15 protein-coding genes are annotated in these 20,824 nt (G+C 65.8%); 7 read left to right on the top strand and 8 right to left on the bottom strand.

Going from position 1 to position 20,824, the window contains the following annotated elements:
• A partial coding sequence (locus tag Q7J26_RS17115) for an integrase arm-type DNA-binding domain-containing protein (protein ID WP_370651931.1) occupies positions 1-198 on the bottom strand: 198 nt, incomplete at its 3' end.
• A gap of 364 nt (positions 199-562) precedes the next feature.
• On the opposite strand from Q7J26_RS17115, the gene rsgA reads away from it, so the two are divergent.
• Together rsgA and Q7J26_RS09465 are read left to right on the top strand one after the other, a co-directional pair.
• Positions 563-1,636, top strand: coding sequence for a ribosome small subunit-dependent GTPase A (gene rsgA / locus Q7J26_RS09460; RefSeq protein WP_304936206.1), 1,074 nt, complete (start codon positions 563-565; stop codon positions 1,634-1,636).
• A gap of 113 nt (positions 1,637-1,749) precedes the next feature.
• Positions 1,750-2,076: a hypothetical protein gene (locus Q7J26_RS09465; RefSeq protein WP_304936207.1), complete on the top strand. Its 327-nt coding sequence runs from the start codon at positions 1,750-1,752 to the stop codon at positions 2,074-2,076.
• Positions 2,077-2,183: 107 nt separating this feature from the next.
• On the opposite strand, the gene Q7J26_RS09470 is transcribed toward Q7J26_RS09465, so the two are convergent.
• The 4 genes from Q7J26_RS09470 to Q7J26_RS09485 form a co-directional block, all read right to left on the bottom strand.
• Positions 2,184-2,966, bottom strand: coding sequence for a phosphatase PAP2 family protein (locus Q7J26_RS09470; protein ID WP_304936208.1), 783 nt, complete (start codon positions 2,964-2,966; stop codon positions 2,184-2,186).
• A gap of 35 nt (positions 2,967-3,001) precedes the next feature.
• Complete coding sequence (locus Q7J26_RS09475; protein WP_304936209.1) at positions 3,002-4,588, bottom strand: alkaline phosphatase; 1,587 nt, start codon at positions 4,586-4,588, stop codon at positions 3,002-3,004.
• Positions 4,589-4,663: 75 nt separating this feature from the next.
• A complete protein-coding gene (locus Q7J26_RS09480) occupies positions 4,664-6,868 on the bottom strand; it encodes a TonB-dependent receptor (RefSeq protein WP_304936210.1) in 2,205 nt (734 codons plus the stop codon).
• 273 nt (positions 6,869-7,141) lie between these two features.
• Entirely contained in the window at positions 7,142-8,395 is a 1,254-nt protein-coding gene (locus Q7J26_RS09485) for a TetR family transcriptional regulator (RefSeq protein ID WP_304936211.1), read from the bottom strand.
• Positions 8,396-8,779: 384 nt separating this feature from the next.
• Between Q7J26_RS09485 and Q7J26_RS09490 the strand changes: the two genes are divergently transcribed.
• Complete coding sequence (locus Q7J26_RS09490) at positions 8,780-10,453, top strand: MFS transporter (RefSeq protein ID WP_304936212.1); 1,674 nt, start codon at positions 8,780-8,782, stop codon at positions 10,451-10,453.
• 120 nt (positions 10,454-10,573) lie between these two features.
• Positions 10,574-13,942 (top strand): PAS-domain containing protein, encoded by a 3,369-nt coding sequence (locus Q7J26_RS09495; protein ID WP_304936213.1) that lies wholly within the window; start codon positions 10,574-10,576, stop codon positions 13,940-13,942.
• Here Q7J26_RS09495 and Q7J26_RS09500 read toward each other — a convergent pair.
• Entirely contained in the window at positions 13,939-14,550 is a 612-nt protein-coding gene (locus Q7J26_RS09500; protein ID WP_304936214.1) for a response regulator transcription factor, read from the bottom strand. The two genes, Q7J26_RS09495 and Q7J26_RS09500, sit on opposite strands and share 4 nt — an antisense overlap.
• Before the next feature lie 162 nt (positions 14,551-14,712).
• Between Q7J26_RS09500 and Q7J26_RS09505 the strand changes: the two genes are divergently transcribed.
• The 3 genes from Q7J26_RS09505 (at position 14,713) to Q7J26_RS09515 (ending at position 19,027) form a co-directional block, all read left to right on the top strand.
• Positions 14,713-16,065 (top strand): DcaP family trimeric outer membrane transporter, encoded by a 1,353-nt coding sequence (locus tag Q7J26_RS09505; protein WP_304936215.1) that lies wholly within the window; start codon positions 14,713-14,715, stop codon positions 16,063-16,065.
• A 2-nt stretch (positions 16,066-16,067) separates the two neighbouring features.
• Positions 16,068-18,020: an acetate--CoA ligase gene (acs, locus tag Q7J26_RS09510; protein WP_304936216.1), complete on the top strand. Its 1,953-nt coding sequence runs from the start codon at positions 16,068-16,070 to the stop codon at positions 18,018-18,020.
• Between the two features lie 98 nt (positions 18,021-18,118).
• Positions 18,119-19,027 carry an SDR family NAD(P)-dependent oxidoreductase gene (locus Q7J26_RS09515; RefSeq protein ID WP_304936217.1) on the top strand — a complete coding sequence of 303 codons (909 nt, stop codon included), beginning with the start codon at positions 18,119-18,121 and terminating at the stop codon, positions 19,025-19,027.
• 18 nt (positions 19,028-19,045) lie between these two features.
• On the opposite strand, the gene Q7J26_RS09520 is transcribed toward Q7J26_RS09515, so the two are convergent.
• Both Q7J26_RS09520 and Q7J26_RS09525 read right to left on the bottom strand, forming a co-directional pair.
• Positions 19,046-19,804, bottom strand: a complete 759-nt coding sequence (locus Q7J26_RS09520) for a chorismate mutase (RefSeq protein ID WP_304936218.1) — start codon at positions 19,802-19,804, stop codon at positions 19,046-19,048.
• Positions 19,805-20,094: 290 nt separating this feature from the next.
• Positions 20,095-20,661 (bottom strand): prephenate dehydratase domain-containing protein, encoded by a 567-nt coding sequence (locus Q7J26_RS09525; protein ID WP_304936219.1) that lies wholly within the window; start codon positions 20,659-20,661, stop codon positions 20,095-20,097.
• Positions 20,662-20,824 lie beyond the last annotated feature (163 nt).

Consider the following 20,824-nt stretch of genomic DNA (forward strand, 5'->3'; position numbering starts at 1 on the left):
TTGACTTCCGTCCGGCCGGCGATACCTGTAACCCCAGATTTTGGTGTCCGAGGACACCCGGAGATAGAGGCCCTTCAGGCCCGCGTCCCAGAGCTCCAGACGACCGCCCTCGACGGCCTTCGCCGACGCAACCGTTCGGTCCGTGAGCTTCAAAGTCGGCATCCAGATCTCCGACGCGCCCCATTTGCTGGGGCACATATGGGGCACAGATTGCAGCAACTCGAAGAATAACGATGAAAAGCGACGAGGTCAAAAAAGACCGCCTGAACAATGCGCTAGCACAGTCCTGAACCGTCTTGAAAAGCCCTGAAAAAGGGCTCCGGAGCGGCTGGGGGTCAAGGGGTCGCAGGTTCGAATCCTGTCGCTCCGACCATTTCCTTTAAGGAAACGGTTGGTTAGAGGGGTCGCTTTCGGGCGGCCCCTTTGCAATTCGGGGCGTTGTCAGACGCGCCAAGCCTAGCGAACCAGCATCACTTGGGCCGAACGTGCCGAGACTCCCGCTTGATGCTATCAAGGCGAACGGCTGGACACTGTCGCTGCAGCCAACAAGGATTCCCTTGATTTGATCGGACAATATGGATGGTCGACGTCTCTGGCTGAGGCCTTCGAACCCCATGAGCGTGCAGGCCACACGCCCGGCCGCGTCATTCTGCATCACCGGGATGGCTATCTCGTCGCGACGAACGCCGGAGACGTGCGCGCCAAGGTTTCGGGCCGGCTCCGTCATGAGGCGGGGGAAATCGGCCATCCGGCGGTCGGAGACTGGGTCGCTCTTTCGCATAGCGCGCAGGAGCGCACGGCCACGATTCACGCCATATTGCCGCGCCGTACGGCCTTCGTCCGCAGGGCGGCCGACAGCATGCGGAAACTGCAGATCCTGGCCGCAAACGTCGATGTGGCCTTTATCGTCACATCCTTGAACGGGGACCTCAACCTGCGGCGGATCCAGCGGTATCTGGCGGCGGCGTGGGAGAGCGGGGCCCGGCCTGTCGTGGTGCTGACGAAATCGGATCTGTGCACGGATCCGGAAGGCCAGGCCGCTAGCATCGCCGCCCTGGAGCCGGGCTGTCCTGTGCTGATGGTTTCAGCTCGCCAAGGCGTGGGTCTCGACGCCTTGCTGGCCGAGGTGGGGAGGGGAGAGACCTGCGTGTTGATCGGCTCGTCCGGCGTGGGCAAGTCCACCCTGGTCAACGCCTTTCTGAATGAAGACCGGATGGCGACGCAGGCCATTCGCGAGACCGACGATCAGGGGCGTCACACCACCAGCCACCGCCAGTTGATCCTGCTCCCCGGCGGCCGGTTGATTCTCGACACGCCCGGCATCCGCGAAGTCGGTCTCATCGACGCCGAAGCGGGCGTGAGCGCCGTGTTCGAAGACGTCGAGGCGCTGCTCCAGACCTGCCGATTCACCAACTGCAGTCACGCCAACGAGCCGGGCTGCGCCGTGCAGGCCGCGGTGCAGAGCGGAGCGCTCGATCCCGACCGATGGGCGCATTACCAGAAGCTGACGCTCGAAGCCGCTGCTGCGGAGCATGAACAGGAGCGGGCGGCGAAGGCGGTCGAGCGCCGCCGGCTCGGCGCGCTCCAGAAGGTGTATCGCGCCACCAAGAGGAATGACCGGGGCGCCGCCGACTGATCGGAGGTAGGCCGGATCGGGTTCTTCCCCAAGATCAGCGGTTCGAACGAATTATGGCCTTTCCCGCAGGCAATCAGGCTAGTCGAGAGATTCAAACCTGAGAGAGTTCAAAAATGTCCGCGTACACCATCGTAACCACCAGTGCGGTCCAGGGCGGCGACACCGCCGAGGTCAACACTCTGACGGACGACTTCGCCAATGACAGCGAGGCGCTGGGCTACGCGCGTCGGATGGCCGATGAGATGATCGAGATGGCCCACCAGCTTCTGCTGGATTTCGACTACAGCAATGTCGGCGTGTACGATGGTGATCTGATCGACGAGGACATCACGCCCGACCACGCATCGCTGATCGGCGTCTGGGTGCTCGACGAAGACGGCTCCGCCTTCGTGACCGCAGAAGAGTTCCGCGAGGGGGCGACCGAGGCCGAGCCTTCTTAGTCTTTGAAACTTAAGGTTCCTGGTTCGTTGAAGTTCAAGCGACTGGGTAGTCCCACTGGTCGTATCCCGGCCCGCGGTGATGTGGTCGGGCGGAGTGGCAAGCCGGGTTAGCGACTTGCCTGTCGGGCCTTGGTCAGCTCACGGGCGGCGACCGCGAAATCCGCCTGAAACGCCGGATCAGCCTTCAGCCGCGCAACCAGGGCCGCGCCGACGATACGCCCGGCCTCGACGTCGCTGGGGTAATGGACGCCGCAGATGGCGCGGCTTTCGCCATAGGCCAGGCCACGCGCCAGGAGGGCGTCGGCGCGGTCAGGCGCCATTTCGGTCAGCACCAGGGCCCAGGCCCAGCCCAGGGCCGCATGTCCGGACGGATAGGAGCCGCTGGCGGCCAACCAGGGTTCGGGCGCAATACAGGTCGCCGCCGGCTCGGCCACGAAGGGGCGGGGGCGGGTGAAGCCGCGCTTGGCCGGGGTCTGGATCGTCTCCAGGTCGCCCAGCATCCGTCCCAGCAAATGGGTCAGGGTCGGCATCTGTTCGGGCGTGAACCGGATCCCCAGGGCCTCGTCGAAGATGCGCGGGGCTTCCGGGGTCTCGATCTCGTTGTCGGCGCGGGCCTGGGCCCATCGGGGACTGTGTTCAAGCGCACGGGTGGCGCGATAGGCGGCAATATCGTCCTGGGCGCGCAGTGATCCTTCGGCCGGCGGCGGAGGCAGGAAGGCGGCGGCGTTCGGCGCCTCATCCTTGGCCAGATAACCGTGGGGGTGGTCGCGGAACCCGGCCCAGAAATCGGTCGAGGCGGTCGGGGCGGCGGCGCAGCCGACCAGCGACAAGGCGAGCGTAACAGCGAAGACAGCCGCCGTCGGGCGACGGTCGGGAGAAGCGGTGGTCATGAAAACTCTTGGGCTTTGGACGGTGTGGGCGGGGATCAGGCCGGAAGCGCGCCGGGGCGGCCGTCTTCGACCACCCAACTGTTCAGGGTGGCGACCGTGGCCGTCGGATCGCGCACATCGGAGATGGCGCGATAACGGGTGTTCATCCGGTCGCGGTCCGTGTCGATGGACATATAGCCCCGCACCCGACTGTCGAAGAATTTGATCTGCGGATTGTTCGGCATGTTCGCCATCAGGGCGTCATAGGGCGGGCCGGACGACGAGATCGAGGTGCCGACGAATTCGGTCGCCACCGTCGCCGATGACGGATCGGCGCTGACCCGCTTGACGTCATTGGTCCAGAACGAGTGGTAGTCTCCGCTCAGCACCACCGGATTGCGCGGCTTCAGCGTCGCCAGGGCGTCGGTCATCCGGTCGCGGGCGACGGGATAGCCGTCCCAGGTGTCGGTCCAGTAGCGGGTGTCGGCGTCGCCGTTTCCGAACCTCAGCCCCGCCATCACCAGATCCTGGCCCAGGATGTTCCAGCGCGCCTGCGACCGGGCCAGACCGTCGTACAGCCAGCGTTCCTGTTCGAAGCCCAGGAAGGTGCGGGCCGGGTCCAGACGGTCGGGGCAGGCGGCGTCGGTGACCACCTGGCCCTTGCCGCCGTTGGGCCCGTCGCTGCAGGCCTGTTTCGAGCGATACTGACGGCCGTCCAGCATGAAGAACTGGGCCAGCCGGCCATAGCGGACCCCGCGATAAATCGGCATCTGCAGCTGGGCGTCCAGCCGCGTGCGGCGGATGGGCATGGCCTCGTAAAAGGCCTTGTAGCCGGCGGCGCGGCGCAGCAGGAAATCATTGGGCGTGACGCCGGGCGTCTTGGACCAGACGCCGGAATAGTCGTCCTGAATCTCGTGGTCGTCCCATACCGCCAGGCACGGGGCGACGGCGTGCAGCCTTTGCAGGTCCGCATCGGTCCGGTGCAGGGCGTAACGGTTGCGATAGCCCGCCAGGGTCGTCGCCTCTTCCAGCCCGTAGGGCCGAACCACATTGGCCGCTTGAGCGCCGGTGCGGGTATATTCGTAGATATAGTCGCCCAGGAACAGGGTCAGGTCCGGCGCCTCGTCCGCCATATGGCCATAGGCGCTGAAATAGCCGGACTCCCAGTTGGAGCAGGAGGCGACCGCCAGACGCAGCCGGTCGATGTCGGCGTTCGGAGCGGGGGCGGTGCGGGTGCGGCCGATTGGGCTCTGCTGACCCAGGGCCGTGAACCTGTACCAATAGGGGCGGTCGGGGCGCAGGCCCTCGACCTCGATATGCAGGCTGTGGGCGTCGGTGCGATCCGCGACGGCCTCGCCCGAGGCGACGATGCGGGTGAAGGCGTCGTCCGCCGCCACGTCCCAACGCACGGCGACCGGGCCGGCCATTCCGCCCAGACCGTCCGGCGCCACCGGATCCGCCGCCAGCCGCGTCCAGATGACGAAGCCGTCCGGCGCCGGATCGCCGCTGGCGACCCCCAGCGGGAAGACATAGGCCCCGCCTGCCTGGGCCTGAGCCTGCCCGAACCGCAGGACCAGGGGCGCGGCGACCAGGCCGCCGAGCAACAGGCGGCGGTTCATCGGAAGGGTGGGCTTCAGCAGCATGCAGGGGCTTTCAAGCGAACTCAGAGCGTATTGGGCGGACCGGCCAAGCTCGGCCGGTCCGCCCGGTCTCGGGTCTTAGAAGTCCATCGACAGACGGACGGCGACCGTGCGCCCCGGCTGAGGCGAAGTGGTTGGACGGGCCGAGCCGTTGAAGCCGTTGCGCGTCTCTTCGTAATAGGTGTTGAAGAGGTTGCGCACCGACAGGCCGACCCGCCAGTTGGCGTTCGCGGGGCCGCCGGTGAAGTTGGCGTTCCACAGCCAATAGGCCGGAATGATTGACGAAGAGCTCGTCGAATACAGATCATCGCGGTAGTTGTAGTTGGTCTCGGCGCCCAGATCCAAACCAACCATCTGCCAGTCATAGGCGATGGAGCCGCCGTAGTTCATCTTGGGGAAAGGCAGTTTTTCGCCGGCGCGGTCGGTGTAGATGATCACGTCCCACGGGCCGTTGGTCGGGTTGGCCGCAGCCGTGGCTGTCGTATCGACCGAGTTGTACTCGTCATACTCGCCGTGCTTGTAGCTGACGTTCTGGCTGATGCTCAGGCCCGCGATCGGATTCCACTCCAGCTCCAGTTCGGCGCCGTAGATGAAGGACTTGGGCACATTGTCGATCTTGCCGACCCGGCCAGAGATGCGGTCGTACAGAACTGTTTGAACCTGTTGGTTTTTGTAGTCGTAGTAGAAGGTCGAGCCGTTCACCCGCAGCGAACGGTCCAGGAATTCAGATTTGATCCCGGCCTCATAGGCGATCAGTTCTTCCGGCGCGAAGGGCGTGGCGGAGGTGGCGTTGTAGGTGGTGAAGCCGCCGGACTTCACGCCGCGCGCGACGTTGGCGTAGAACAGCGCGTTGTCGCTGAGATCATATTCCAGACCCAGCTTGCCGGTGACTTCGGACATGTCCGTGGAATAGGTGACTTCCGCGCCCGGCGTCGCGTTGAGACGATAGGTGCCGGGGCTAGTCAGGCTGCGCTCTTCATACTCGTAACGCAGGCCCAGGATCAGATTCAGCCGATCCGTCGCCTTGAAACTGTTGTTGGTGAAGACGCCGATGGATTCCACGTCCTGCTTATAGGGGGTGTGGATCAGAGCGGTGATGGCGCGGTACTCCGTATAGAAGCCGCCGTCGTTGCTCTCGTTCGAATAGTGAAGACCGGTCATCCAGTTCCACCGGCCGTCCTTGTTCGAGGCTAGGCGGAGTTCCTGCGACACCACGTCGATGTCATTGTAGAAGAAGACGTCGGATTCGCGCGCGCTGGTGCCGTCCCAGTCGTTGTATTCCGACCGCGTGAACGACTGGTAGGCTGAGATCGAGGTCAGGTCCGCCCAGCCCAGGTTGGCCGTCACCCGCGCGCTGAGGTCCAGGCCGTCGTTGTCGCGGCCCGGCTTGTCGCCGACCGAGCGGCCGGACACCTTGGCCAGCTGTTCCGACAGCGACCAGCCGGTAATGCGCCAGGCCGTATCCTTGGGAATGGTGACGCCGCCGGCGGTCGTATAGTCGCCCAGAAGGCGGAAGCCGAGGCCGTCCGACTTGTCGACCATATAGGTCGCCGCCAGATCGACGGTGACGTCGTCCGTCGCATCCCAGGTCAACCGGCCGCGAACGGCGGTCTTGTCCAGATCGCCCAGCTTCTGGCCGGTGTCGCGATTGTACTGCCAGGCGCCGCCCTGTTCGGTGACGACGGCGAGGCGGCCCAGCAAACCCTCGGCGATCTGGCTGGAGACATATCCGTCCAGCTTGTAGCGATCATACGAGCCGTATTCGCCGGTTACGCCCGCGCGGAAGTCCGCCGTCGGGGCGTTGGTGATGATGTTGACGGCGCCGCCGGTCGTGTTGCTGCCGTAAAGCGTGCCTTGCGGGCCCCGTAGCACTTCGATGCGTGCGATGTCGAACAGGGCGCCCTGAGTGGTCACCGTATAGGGGTGGGCCACTTCATCGACATAGATGCCTACCGTCGAGGCGTTGTTGCTGGAGTATTCGCGCGCGCCGACGCCGCGGATGCGGAACTGGGGCTGGCCGCCGCCGAACTGGCTGTCGACCTCAAGGTTGGGCACGACGTTTTCGAGGTCGTTGACGACCGAGATGTTTTTTTCGTCCAGCTCCTGGCCGCCGACGACGCTGAGCGAGGCGCCGACGTCCTGACTGGCCTGTTCGCGGCGCTGGGCGGTGACGACGATGTCCTGGACCGTCGTGGCATTGGTCTGGGAATTGGTTTGAGCTGCGGCCGGCAGGGCCGCCAGTGCGAGAACGGCGCCGGAGGCGCCAAGGAGAAGACGTTTCATTTGATCATCCTTCGGGCGACGCGCGGGGACACCCCCTCCCTCGCGCGCCGAAGCGTTTGGGGACGTTGTCGAACGGTCGCTTTGTTCGGCCGTCTGGCGAGGCGGTTGTAGGCGCGGGGAGGGAGGCCGAGGCCGCCTGTGCTCACCGAGAAAAACAACTGTTCGACAACGGAAAGCCAGATAGGCTGCCGAGATGATGCTTTTATGAAGCTTCGCTGAACTGTTTCCGTCAGGATTCGTAGAGTGGTTAGCGATGCGCGGATAACGCGCGTTCTATCTCGCGAGCCGTGCAACCAGCTGGTCGGCGCCCTTGATGAGATCCGCTTCCGAGACCGGAATTCCTGTCGCGGCCGATGTCAGTGCGAGACCCTTTACCCACAGGGCGAAGCGGGTCGCGGCCAGCCGCGTCAGGTCGAAATCGGCGGGCCAGACGCCAGCCCTATTGTAGTAGGTGCCGCCGCCTTCGGGTCCACGCAGCAGCATGGCCAGATCCCGTAACGACGGATCGCGCCGCGCCTCTAAGCAGATGCTGGCGATAAGGCGGGCGTATCGAACGTAGAATCCTTCGATCTTGGGGCGGATGGAGACTGTCGGCGCCATGAGCCGTGTCCAACTGTCCAGATCGGCAGTCTCTGCGTCGCCGTCGAGGTGATGTCCGGCTAGATACCGGGGCATGTCGCGGAACACGCTGTGCCAGACCGCGTCTAGAACGAAGCGTCGCATGTCGGGCCAATGGTAGGCGATGGTGGAGGTGGAGGTGCCTGCAACGGCGCTGACTGAGCGATTAGTTATGGCCGTCACGCCGCCCGCCAGAATCTGGTCCGCCGCGATGTCCAGCAGTTTGCGTTGGATAGAGTCTGCCTCAAGCCCCTCAGCTGGGGCTTGAGGCAGTGTCAGATTCTGTCGATACCAGAAGGTCGCCGTCGCCGGCCTTTCAGGCAGACCAAAGGCATGGTCGATCAGCCCGCCCAAACCCTCGGCGGCGATGATTTCGTACTCTGTCCTTCCTTGAAGCGCACCGGCATAGAAATGTTCGATCGTGGCCCAGGCGATCAGCGGATCGGCATAGCTCCTCAGCCTAGGGTTAGCCGCCAGATGATCGCTCCAGGCCTTCTTGCGCATGACGTCCCATCGCCGCATCAGGTCCAGACGCATCGAAGAAGAATCGCTTTCGAGCAGCAACGCTTCCCAGACACGTGCGAAGCCAGCTTCGTCCGAGGTTCGCGATCGAAGATAGTTCTGGACTAAAGTCAGAAGGGTGTCTCGATTCAAATCGAGGCCGGCGACCGACTGGAAGAAACGGGCATGGAAGTCGGAATCCAGCTGCAACGCCTTTTCACCCACGGCCTGGATCAGGCCGGATTTCGTCCCAAAAAGGTTGACGACAACGGTCGTGCTTTTTTCGACCGACTGAGCCAAGTCGCGCATTGTTAGACTACGCAGGCCGTTTGCTGCGGCCTGGGCTATGGCCGCATCGATGATCTGTTGGGCGTCGGTGGCGCGGATGGTCGCTTGGGATTTGAGCATGGGCTTAAATGAAGCCCCGAAGAATGGCTGTCGAGTAATCGAATGTGAGACGGCGTGACGATTTGAATGCCGCCTTTCAGAGCTGCGCCTTGGCTGGCCCCAGCGCCGCGTAAGAATCCCATTTGGGAATCTCATCATTGTGCCACCGCGAATCTCAGAATTCAGGCGCGAAAAGCTCTCATTGCCCGAGATCTCAAGATTGAGGACGCCTCAAATCGACACTCACCCATTGAGTATATTTCCGATAATATATCTTAGACGCATATTGTGTTCGACCAAAGTCGCCCTGACGCTTATCGCGCGACGATGCCAACCTCCCTGCAATGCGCGGCGTATGCGGCGTGAAACGGTCGGAAAGACCTGAGAGCTGGGAGGCTAACGCAAATGACGGACAGCGCCATTGGAGCGCCGGGCGATGAGGAATATGTGGTCGGCAAGAACGACAAGCTGGTGATCCTGGCGTCGTCGGTCGGCACTGTCATCGAGTGGTATGATTTCTACCTGTACGGGTCGCTCGCTGCGATCATCACCGTGCAGTTCTTCTCCGGCGTCAACGAGACGACCGGTTATATCTTCGCCCTGATGGCCTTCGCCGCCGGTTTCGCGGTGCGGCCGTTCGGCGCGATCGTGTTCGGTCGACTGGGCGACCTGTGGGGTCGCAAGAACACCTTCCTGGTCACCATGTTGCTGATGGGTCTATCGACCTTCGTGGTCGGTCTGTTGCCGCCCTACGCCGCCATCGGCATCGCGGCGCCCATCATCCTGGTGCTGATGCGCCTGATCCAGGGTCTGGCCCTGGGCGGCGAATACGGCGGCGCCGCCACCTATGTCGCGGAGCACGCGCCGAGGGGCAAGCGGGGCTTCTACACCTCCTTCATCCAGATCACAGCCACGGCCGGCCTGGTGCTGAGCCTCGTGGTCATTCTGGGCGTCCGGCTTGCGGTCGGCGAGGAAGCCTTCGCCTCCTGGGGCTGGCGGATCCCGTTCCTGGTGTCGATCATCCTGCTGGCGGTTTCACTGTGGATCCGTCTGAAGCTGGCTGAGAGCCCGTCGTTCAAGCGGATGAAGGCCGAGGGCAAGGGCTCCAAGACCCCGCTGAAGGACTCGTTCGGCAAATGGCCCAATCTGAAGCTGGTGCTGATCGCCCTGCTGGGTCTGACCGCAGGCCAGGCCGTGATCTGGTATACGGGCCAGTTCTACGCCCTGTTCTTCCTGGAACGGGTGATGAAGGTGGACGCCACGCTCGTCTATGTCCTGCTGACCATCGCCCTGCTGGCCGCCTCGCCCTTCTTCATCTTCTGGGGCTGGCTGTCGGACAAGGTGGGCCGCAAGCCGATCATCCTGGCCGGCTGCCTGATCGCCGCCCTCACCTATTTCCCGCTGTTCAACGCCCTGACCCAGGCCGCCAATCCGCGCCTGGCCGCCGCCGCCGCCTCGGCGCCGGTCGTGGTCTACGCCGATCCCGCGGACTGCAACGTCCAGTTCGACCCTGTCGGCAAGACGGTGTTCAACCAGTCCTGCGATGTGGCCAAGTCCCACCTGGCCAAGGCCGGCGTGACCTACACCAATATCGAGGCTCCGGCCGGAACGGTGGCCGAGGTTCGCATCGGTGATCAGTCCGTCATCCCAAGCTTCCGGGGCGATGCGATGAGCACGGCTGACTTCGCCGCCCAGAAGAAGACCTGGGATGCGGGAATGAGCGCGGCCCTAACCGCCGCCGGCTATCCGGCCAAGGCGGACAGCGCCCTGGTCAACAAGCCGATGGTGGTGCTGATCCTGTTCATCCTCGGCTTCTATGTGACCATGGTCTACGGACCGATCGCGGCGGCCCTGGTCGAGATGTTCCCGACCAATATCCGCTACACCTCCATGTCCCTGCCCTATCATATCGGCAACGGCTGGTTCGGCGGCTTCCTGCCGACCACGGCCTTCGCCATCGTGGCGGCGACCGGAAACATCTACTCCGGCCTCTGGTATCCGATCATCGTGGCGCTCGCGACGGTCGTGCTGGGCTTCCTGCTGGTCAAGGAAGGCAAGGACGTCGATCTGAACGCCTGATCCTGCTTTCGGGCGTGAATGAGGGGGGCGGACTGTCTTCGGACGGTCCGCCCTTTCATTTGCCGGCCGCCCTTGTGAAACCCACCCTGCCCGGTTCACATCCCCCTCATGTTCAGCCTGGTGATCCTCGGCCTCGTGGCCGGCTATATGGCGATCCTGTTCGCCGTCGCCTGGTGGCAGGAGCAGCCCGCGGCGCAGGCGCGCGGCCGCTCGCTCGCGCCCTGGGTCTACGCCCTGTCGCTGGCCATTTATTGCACCTCCTGGACCTATTACGGCGCGGTCGGCACCGCCGCTCGCGACGGGTGGGAGTATCTGCCCATCTATATCGGACCCGTGATCGGTCTGACCCTGCTGTTCCCCCTCTGGCGACGCATAGCCGCCGCCGCACGACGCGAGAACGTGGGGTCGATGGCGGACTTTGTGGCGTCGCGCTACGGCAAGAGCCAGACCTTGGGCGCTGCGGTCACCATCGTGGCCATCCTGGGCTCCCTGCCCTATATCGCCCTGCAACTGAAATCCCTGTCGATGGCCGGCGCCTTGTTGACGGCGGGCACGCCGGTGGCGGGAGGGGAACGTCTTACCGTTCTGGCGCTGGCGGGGGTGCTGGCGGGGTTCGCCATCCTGTTCGGCGCCCGACGCCCGGACCTCACCGAACATAATCGCGGACTGATTCAGGCCATCGGTCTGGAGTCCCTGGTCAAACTGGGCGCCCTGTTGTTCGTGGCGATCTTCGCCCTGGTTCTGTTGCTCCACGATGGATCGACCCCGCGTATCGTCGAGGGACTGGGCGCCCTCGCCTCGCCGCCCGAAATCACGCCGCGCTTCACCGCCATCACCCTGGTCTCGACCCTGGCCATCTTCTGCCTGCCGCGTCAGTTCCACGTCGCCTTCGTCGAGGGCGCTCAGCCGGCGGATGTGAAGAAGGCGCGCTGGATCTTTCCGATCTATCTTCTTCTGACCAGTCTGGCGGTCCTGCCCCTGGTGGCGGCGGGCGCCCTGTTCGCGCCGGCGGTGAACCCCGATCTTCTGGTGTTGGCCCTGCCGTTCGGTCGGGGTGAATCCTGGTTGACGGCTATCGTCTTCGTCGGCGGCTTTTCCGCAGCAACGGCCATGGTCATCGTAGAGGCCGTGGCCCTGTCGGCCATGGTTTCCAACAGTCTGATCCTGCCCTTCCTGGCCCGGGACCGGTGGCGGATGCGAGGCGACGCCTCCGATATGGCCGGCACCATCCTGCAGGTTCGGCGCGGGGCCATCGTCGCCGTGCTGCTGCTGGCCTGGCTCTATTATCAGGCGACCGACCAGTCGCGCGGCCTGGCCGCCATGGGTCTGGTGTCCTTCGCCGCCATGGCTCAGTTGGCCCCGGCCCTGTTCGGAGCCGTGCTCTGGCGCGGCGGGCATGCGCACGGCGCTCTTGCAGGCATGAGCGTCGGGGTGGTCGTGTGGATCGTCATGTTGGCCCTGCCCCAGCTGGCGCCCGGCGCGCCCTGGCATCTGCATGTCATGCTGGGGGTCAAGGATCCCCTGGCCCTGGGCGTCTTCGTCAGCCTGGGGCTGAACCTCGTCGCCTATGTCGGCGTGTCGCGCTTCGCCCAGCCCCGTCTGATCGACCGGGTACAGGCGCGAGCCTTTGTGGATCGGTTGGGGCCGGATTGGTTGGAGTCGAAGCCGTCCCCGTCCGGCGCCTCGGTCGGAGATCTGCGCGCCCTGGTCGCGCGCTTCATCGGTGACGAACGGGCCGAGCGGGCCTTCGCCGCCTGGAGCGCAGAGACCGACATCCGGCTCCGTGACGCCGACCCGGCCGACGCCGCCCTCGCTCGCGCCGCAGAACGCATGCTGGCCGGGGCCATCGGCGCGGCCTCGGCCCGTCGGGTCATTGCGGCGGCCCTGGCCGGCGGCGGTCGTGCGCCCGAGGATGTGGTGCGGATGCTGGATGAGGCGTCCCAGGCGGTTCAGTTCAGCCGCGACCTGCTGCAGACCACCCTGGACAATATCGACCAGGGCGTGATTGTGGTGGACGAAGATTTACGCGTAACCGCCTGGAATCGCCGCTATGTCGAGATGTTCGACCTGCCTGTCGGCTTCGTCCACGTCGGTCTGTCCATCGCCAGCATCTATCGGTTGAACGCCGAGCGCGGCGAGAGCCCCGACGACATCGAAGCCTGGGTCGAGCGGCGGTTGGAGGCCCTGAGCCGGCGTATCCCGCATGACCACGAGCGGCGCCAGCCCGACGGCCGCGTGCTGCGGTCTTCCGGCGCGCCTATCCCCGGCGGCGGCTATGTCACCAGCTATACCGACATCACCGCCCTGCGCCGCGCCGCCCGTCAGTTGGAAGAAGCCAATGAACGGCTGGAGGCCCGCGTGGCCGACCGCACCGCCCGGCTAGACGAGGCCCGGCGCGTGGCGGAAGACGCGACGGCGTCAAAGACCCGCTTCCTGGCCGCCGCCAGTCACGACCTGCTGCAGCCCCTGCACGCCGCCCGTCTGTTCATCGCCGCCCTGAAGGAGGAGCCGGCGGTTTCGGGGCCGGGCGCCGCGCCGACCAGTCGCACCCTGGCCGTCAACGCCGACCGGGCGATCGACAGCGCCCACCGCCTGCTGACCGCCCTGTTGAATCTGTCCAAGCTGGAGGCCGGCGGGGTCAAGGCGGCCGTGACCCGGCTGTCGCTGGATGGTCTGTTCGACGAACTGAGGCGCGAATATGCGCCGGTGGCCGAGGCCAAGGGGTTGGTTCTGACCCTCGTGCCCAGCGGCCTGTGGGTCTCGTCCGACCGGGATCTGCTGCGCTCCATGCTGCAGAACCTGATCGCCAACGCCATCCGCTATACGGACGCGGGTCGAGTATTGGTCGGGGCGAGACGCAGCGGCGCCGCCGTGCGGCTGCTGGTCTGCGACACCGGCCGCGGCATCCCCGATGCGGAACAGGAGATGGTGTTCGGCGAGTTCGTGCGTCTGCCGGGCGCCCCGGTCGATGAGCCGGGCGCCGGCCTGGGCCTGGCCATCGTGCGCCGCTTGTCCAGCCTGCTGGACCATCCGCTGGAGCTGAACTCCCGCCTCGGACGCGGCACCATCTTCCGCATCACCGTGCCGCGCAGCGCGCCGGACCGGGTCGTCGAGGCCGCGCCCACCCATGAGGTCCGCCTGCCCCTGTCCGGTCTGCGTGTCCTGTGCGTGGACAATGAGCCGGTGATCCTGGATGCGCTGAACGCCCTGCTGACCCGCTGGGGCGCGCGCCCCACCCTGGTGTCCGGGGTCGAGGCGGCCATGGCCGCGCAGGGGCCGTTCGACGCCGCCGTCGTCGATCTGCACCTGGGCGATGGACCGGACGGGTTCGCCGTCATCGACTGGCTGCGGCCGCGCGGGGTGCGCCGGATCGCCCTGGTCACGGCCGACACCCGAGACGGACTGAACGAACAGGCCACGGCCGCCGGGGCGGTGCTTCTGCCCAAGCCGATCAAACCGGCGACCCTGAAGGCCTTCCTGTCGAGCTAGGCGGGGTCCAGCTGTTTGGCCAGGATCACAGCCTGGGTTCGATTGTGGACCCCCAGTTTGCGGAAGACGCTGGTCAGATGCGCCTTGATGGTGGCCTCGGACACGCCCAGGTCAAAGGCGATCTGCTTGTTCAGCCGCCCGGCCTTCAAGCCTTCGAGGATGCGCAGTTGCGACGGCGTCAGGCTGGCGACTCTCGCCGGCAGGTCGTCGTCCGCGACATCGGGCGTCTCCGGCGCCCACTCGTCCCCCGCCAGGATGGCGGTGATGGCCTCGACCATCTGCGGCAGGCCCGCCGACTTGGGAATGAAGCCGGCGGCGCCCAGGCCCAGGGCGTGGCGCACGACCGTGGCGTCTTCACTGGCCGAGACGACGGCGACCGGGACGGTCGGATGTTCGGCGCGGATGGCGGCCAGACCGGCCATGCCTTCGCTGTCCGACAATTTCAGATCCAGCAGCAGCAGATCGACGGCTCCGATGCTCAGCGCGGTTCGAGCCTCGGCCAGACTGGCGCATTCATCGATCAGCGCACCCGGCGAAGCCTTTTCGACGGCCGAGCGCAGCGCGGCGCGAAACAGCGGGTGATCGTCGGCGACGACGATACGATCCATAAGGCGTCCTTCCCTTGCGCGGCATGCTTGTCGGCTGCGTCATCGACAGCATGGCGCGGTTCGACTTTGGTCGAAACTAGACCAATGGCTAATGGCCGCCTACGGCCCATGAGGAAAAGGTTCAACTCAGGACGCCCGCATCAGATGGGCGCGGGAGGAACCATGATGATCAAGTCCAGTCTTCTGGGCGGGGGCGTGGCCGCAGCCATGCTTCTCGCCCCCGGCGCCGCCTTCGCCCAAGACGCCCAGGCCGCGCTCGAAGCCCGTATCGCCCAGCTCGAAGCCGAGTTGAACAGCCTCAAGTCCGAAGTCGTCGCCGCCCGCACCCAGCAGGCCGCGCAACAGCAGGACATCATCCGCCTTGAGACCCGTCCGGCCCCGCCCGCGCCGGTCCAGCAGGCCGCCGCCCCGCCCAGCGACGGTTTCCGCATCGGCGACCACACGGTGAAGTTCGGCGGCTTCGTCAAGGTCGACGCCTCAGCCTCCAGCTATTCCGGCGGCGATCCGGTCAACGGCGACGCCCTGCGCGAATTCCACATTCCCGGCTCCATACCCATCGGCGGCGCCGACGAGGACACCGCGACCGACTTCAACGCGCGCCAGACCCGGTTCTGGCTGACGACCGACGGACTGGTCGGCGGTCACAAGGTCGGCACCCGGTTGGAGATGGACTTCCAGACCCTGCCCGGCACGGCGGACCAGCGCACCACCAGCCCGGCCAATCCAGCCCTGCGTCGCGCCTTCGTCACCATCGACAACTGGCTGATCGGCCAGGAGTGGACCAACTTCCAGAACACCGCCGTCCTGCCGGAATCCGCCGACTTCATCGGCGCGGCCGAGGGCACGGTCTTCGCCCGCCAGGTTCAGGTGCGATACACGCGCGGTCCCTTCTCGATCTCGGTCGAAAATCCCGAGACGACCGTCACCCCATTTGGCGGCGGCGCCCGGGTCATCGCCGACGACAACAGCCTGCCAGACTTCACCGCCCGCTACGCCGTGGCGCGGCCTTGGGGCGACCTGCAGTTCGCCGGTCTGCTGCGTCAGCTGAAATATCAGAACCCGGCGACGGACATCGATTCCACCGCCACCGGCTGGGGCCTGTCCGCCTCGACCAAGATCAAGGTCGGGTCCAAGGACGACGTCCGTCTGATGGTGACGGGCGGCGAAGGCATCGGCCGCTACGTCGGGCTGAACTTCTCGAACGATGCGGTGCTGGACGCCTCGGGCGAACTGGATGCAATCGGCGTCGTCGCCGGTTTCGCCGCCTATCGTCACGTCTGGGCGCCCGGCTGGCGCTCCAGCCTGATCTGGTCGGCCCAGAAGGTGGACAACGACACCAGTGTGACCGGCTTGGCCGTCAACCGTTCGGCCCAGAGCATCCACGCCAACTTGATCTGGTCGCCCGTTACGGCGTTTGATGTGGGCGCCGAGCTGATGTTCGCTGATCGTGAAATCGAATCCGGCGCGAGCGGCGACATGACCCGATTGATCCTGTTCGCCAAATACGGATTCTGAAAATGCTGGAGACGTCTCGCGTGCCCGATTCCGACCTCTACCCCGTTCCCGCAGACTTCGCCGCCCATGCTCACATGGACCGGCAGGCCTATGAGGCGGCGCGGATCGCGGCGCGCGAGACGCCCGAAGCCTTCTGGTCCGAACAGGCCAAGCGCCTCGACTGGATCAAGGCGCCGACCAAGATCAAGGACGTCTCCTTCAGGAAGGAAGACTTCCGCATCCGCTGGTTCGAGGACGGCGTCCTGAACGTCGCCGCCAACTGTATCGACCGGCACCTGCCCCATCGCCAGGACGAGACGGCCATCATCTGGGAAGGCGACGACCCGGCCGACAGCCAGCACATAACCTATGGCCGACTGCACGACGAAGTCTGCCGCATGGCCAATGTGCTGAAATCTCACGGCGCCAAGAAGGGCGACCGGATCACTATCTATATGCCGATGATCCCCGAGGCGGCCTACGCCATGCTGGCCTGCGCCCGCATCGGTGCGGTCCATTCCGTGGTCTTCGGCGGTTTCTCGCCCGACAGTCTGTGTGGCCGGATCGAGGACTGCGGCTCCACCCTGGTCATCACCGCCGACGAGGGCCTGCGCGGCGGCAAGGTCGTGCCGCTGAAGGCCAATGTCGATGCGGCCCTGGAGAAGGTGAAGGTCGACACCGTCCTAGTGATCCGCCGCACCGGCGCGAACGTGCCGATGGTCGAAGGCCGCGACGTGGATTACGCCGTCGAGGCCGCCAAGGCCTCGACCGACTGCCCGCCCGAGCCGATGAATGCGGAAGATCCGTTGTTTATCCTCTACACCTCGGGCTCCACTGGAAAGCCGAAGGGCGTTCTTCACACGACCGGCGGCTATCTGTTCTGGGCCGCCTGGACGCATGAGCTGACGTTCGACTATCGCCCTGGCGAGGTCTTCTGGTGCACCGCCGACGTGGGCTGGGTCACCGGCCATTCGTATCTGGTCTATGGGCCTCTGGCCAACGCCGCCACGACCCTGATGTTCGAGGGCGTGCCTAACTATCCCGACGCCAGCCGGTTCTGGCAGGTAGTGGACAAGCACAAGGTCGAGGTCTTCTACACCGCCCCCACGGCCCTGCGCGCCCTGATGCGCGAAGGCGACGCGCCGGTGAAGGCGACGTCGCGCAAGTCGCTGCGGGTGCTCGGCACGGTCGGCGAACCGATCAATCCGGAGGCGTGGCGCTGGTATCACGAGGTGGTGGGCGACAGCCGCTGCCCCATCGTGGACACCTGGTGGCAGACCGAGACGGGCGGCCATCTGATCACTCCCCTGCCCGGCGCCACGGACCTGAAGCCCGGTTCGGCCACCCTGCCCCTGCCCGGCGTCGAACTTCAGATCGTCGATGCGGAGGGCCAGGAGCTGGTCGGCGCCGTTTCCGGCAATCTGTGCATCACCGACAGCTGGCCGGGCCAGATGCGGACTGTCTATGGCGATGATCAGCGGTTCTTCGAGACCTATTTCTCGACCTATCCGGGTCGGTATTTCACCGGCGACGGCTGCCGCCGGGACGCGGACGGCTATTACTGGATCACCGGCCGGGTCGATGACGTCATTAACGTCTCGGGCCACAGGATGGGCACGGCGGAGATCGAGAGCGCCCTGGTGCTGCACGACGACGTCGCCGAGGCGGCCGTGGTCGGCTATCCCCACGACATCAAGGGCCAAGGCATCTATGCTTATGTGACGCTGAACAAGGGGGTGGATGCGACCGAGGATCTGCGCAAGGCCCTGGGCGCCCACGTCCGTCGTGAGATCGGCCCCATCGCCGCGCCCGACGTGATCCAGTGGGCCCCCGGCCTGCCCAAGACCCGATCCGGCAAGATCATGCGCCGCATCCTGCGCAAGATCGCCGAGAACGAGATCGGCGCGTTGGGCGACACCTCGACCCTGGCCGATCCGTCCGTGGTCGAGGATCTGGTCAAGAACCGCGCGGGCTGAGCAGGCCGGACTTGTGCGCCGCGCCCGGCGTCGTCAAAACCGGATCAAGGGGCCGGCCCTAAAGCCTAACGCCCCAGTTCTTGGGTGGAGACGACGAGATGACGATCCGGTTTGACGGTCAGGTGGCCATTGTGACGGGCGCGGGCGGCGGTCTGGGGCGGGAGCACGCCCTGGCCCTGGCCGCGCGCGGGGCCAAGGTGGTGGTCAATGATCTGGGCGGCGCCCGCGACGGTTCGGGCGGTTCCGCCACCGCCGCCGAGGCTGTCGTGGCCGAGATCGAGGCCGCCGGCGGCGAGGCCATGGCCAATGCCGCCTCCGTCACCGACTTCGCCGCCGTTCAGGCCATGGTGGACGCGGCAATGGCCAAATGGGGCCGGGTCGATCTGCTGGTCAACAACGCCGGGGTGCTGCGCGACCGCACCTTCGCCAAGATGGAGCTGGAGGATTTCCGCTTCGTCGTTGACGTGCATCTGATGGGTGCGGTCAACTGCACCAAGGCGGTGTGGGAGATCATGCGCGGCCAGAACTACGGCCGGATCGTCATGACCACCTCGTCCTCGGGCCTGTACGGCAATTTCGGCCAGTCGAACTATGGGGCGGCCAAGATGGCCCTGGTGGGCCTGATGCAGACCCTGTCGATCGAGGGGGCCAAGAACGACATCCGCGTCAACTGTCTGGCGCCGACGGCCCATACCCGTATGACGGAAGACCTGGGCGCGGCGCTTCCGCTGGAGGCGCTCGGGCCGGAACTGGTGACGCCGGGCCTGCTGTATCTGCTGAGCCGGGACGCCCCCAGCCGCTGTATTCTGGCGGCGGGCGCCGGCGGCTTCGAGCGCGCCTATGTGACCCTGACCGAGGGCGTACACATCACTGGTGCGGATGCGCCGGAACAGGTGGCGGCCCAGTTCGACGCCATCTCCGACCGGGCGAAAGAGATCGTGCCGGAGATGGGCGCCGCCCAGGGGATGATCGAACTGACGAAAGCCCAGAAGGCGCACGCCTCCTGAGCGCCCCAGTCGGCGCGGTCAGCCGATCGCGCCGACGCAGCCTTCCGCCTCGCCGGGGGTCAGTTCCGCCTCAGTCAGGGCGATGGTCCAGCCGTGATGGGTGTTCAGACCCCAGCGACGCGCGCCGCCGCCGTCACCCGCATCACCGCCGGCGGTGACGACAACGCGGCGGCCCCTTGGCAGGGCCGGCGGATCGATCTTGCCCACGGCCAGAGAGGTCGGCGTCTCGCCGCCGTAACCGTCGAACACACTGAGCATCGACCATTCGCGACGCAGGCCCATCCACCAGGCGTCCTCGGTATTGATGGCCAGGACGGCGACCCCGTGCCCCTCGGCGGCGAAGGCCAGGGCCTTTTGCGGATCTCGCACCATCTTGATATCGGCGGCGGCGCCGAAGCGCAGCCGGGCGCCGTCATAGGCGCGGGTCGGTTCGATCGGCGCCCAGACCTGGACCTGAAGCCGGCCCTGGCGGGCCAGGCCCCAGCCGACGATCTCGCGCCAGAGGTGTTCAACCGCTTCGGCGTTCTCGGGCTGGGCCTTGGACAGCATGCGCGACAGGACGGTCTGTTCGCGGTCGGGGCGCAGCTTGGTGTGGGGGCCGGTGGGGGCGTCCTTGGCGCGGCCGACCGTGGCGGCGACGGCGAGACGTTGTTCGAACAGGGCCAGGATCTGATCGTCGATGGCGTCGATCTCGGCGCGCAGGGCGGCCAGCGCCTGTTGTTCGGGGGTCAGTTCGACCACGTCAGGCCACACTTTCTGGACGTTGGAATTGGGCATGGGATTAGGCTTTCGGCAAAGGGGGGATTTCGATGTGCAGGGGCGGACAGCCGCTCTGGTCCAGAGCGGTCGCCGGCGAGACAGTCAGGGACGGAAAGCGCCCGACGCCTCAGCCGGCGTATCGAAAGCCGTAAAAGCCGTAGCCGAAATAGAGGCCGGAAACCGCGCGCGAACGGTTGAAAGAGACAGAAAGAACGCGCTGGCGGGACATGGGTCCGGGTCCGGTTATGCGGATCGTTTGCGATCCGTGGGGCCTTAAAGCACGCAATGACCGTGCGCCGTCAACCCCTTCAAGCCGACAACAGGACGAAACGCGTCCGGTTATCGCTGGAATCCTGAAGATCGTTGCGCAGGATCGACAGACCATAGACCTCCGCCGCACCTACGGGCGCTATGGCCGCCTGGGTCGGATCGCCCGCTTCGGCGACGTCGCGGGCGGCGCCAGCGGTGTCGAAATGCTCGACCACGTTCAGCCGCAGGCCCTTCAGCGTCTGCTCGCACTGGGCCAGGGCGATGGGGTGGCTGAGCACCTGCTTCAGGTCGGCGATCCGCGCACCGTCCACCCCCATCAGGGCGTGGCGGATCGGCCGCCAGGCCTCGGCGACGACCTTAAGGCCCGACTCGCGCACGAGAGTCGCAGCGGGCTCGACCACGCCGATGGACGAGTTTTCGACCGGGATCAGGGCGCAGTCGCAATCGCCGCTCTTCAAGGCGTCCAGAGCCGCCGCAAAGGTCTCGAACGGCACGGCCGTGTCCCAGGGCCGCAGAACCGCGCAGGCCTCGTGGCTGAAGGCCCCCGGCGCGCCCTGATAGGCGACCCGGCCGGGCTTGTCGTCTTGGTGCGCAGGCTTGTCCATTTTCGTCACTTCCGGGTTCTCGCCCAAAAGCCTTCCTTATCGTTCCGGCTCGATCAGAGGGAACGTCCTTGTCCGAGCCATGACCGTTTCGAAGCGTATCTGAGGCGCCGCCCCGTTTCCGACAAGCCGAATGTGACAGGCGCCCGCTATCGAACGGCCTGTG

The sequence above is a fragment of the Brevundimonas sp. genome (assembly GCF_030656255.1).
Taxonomy (GTDB): Bacteria; Pseudomonadota; Alphaproteobacteria; order Caulobacterales; family Caulobacteraceae; genus Brevundimonas.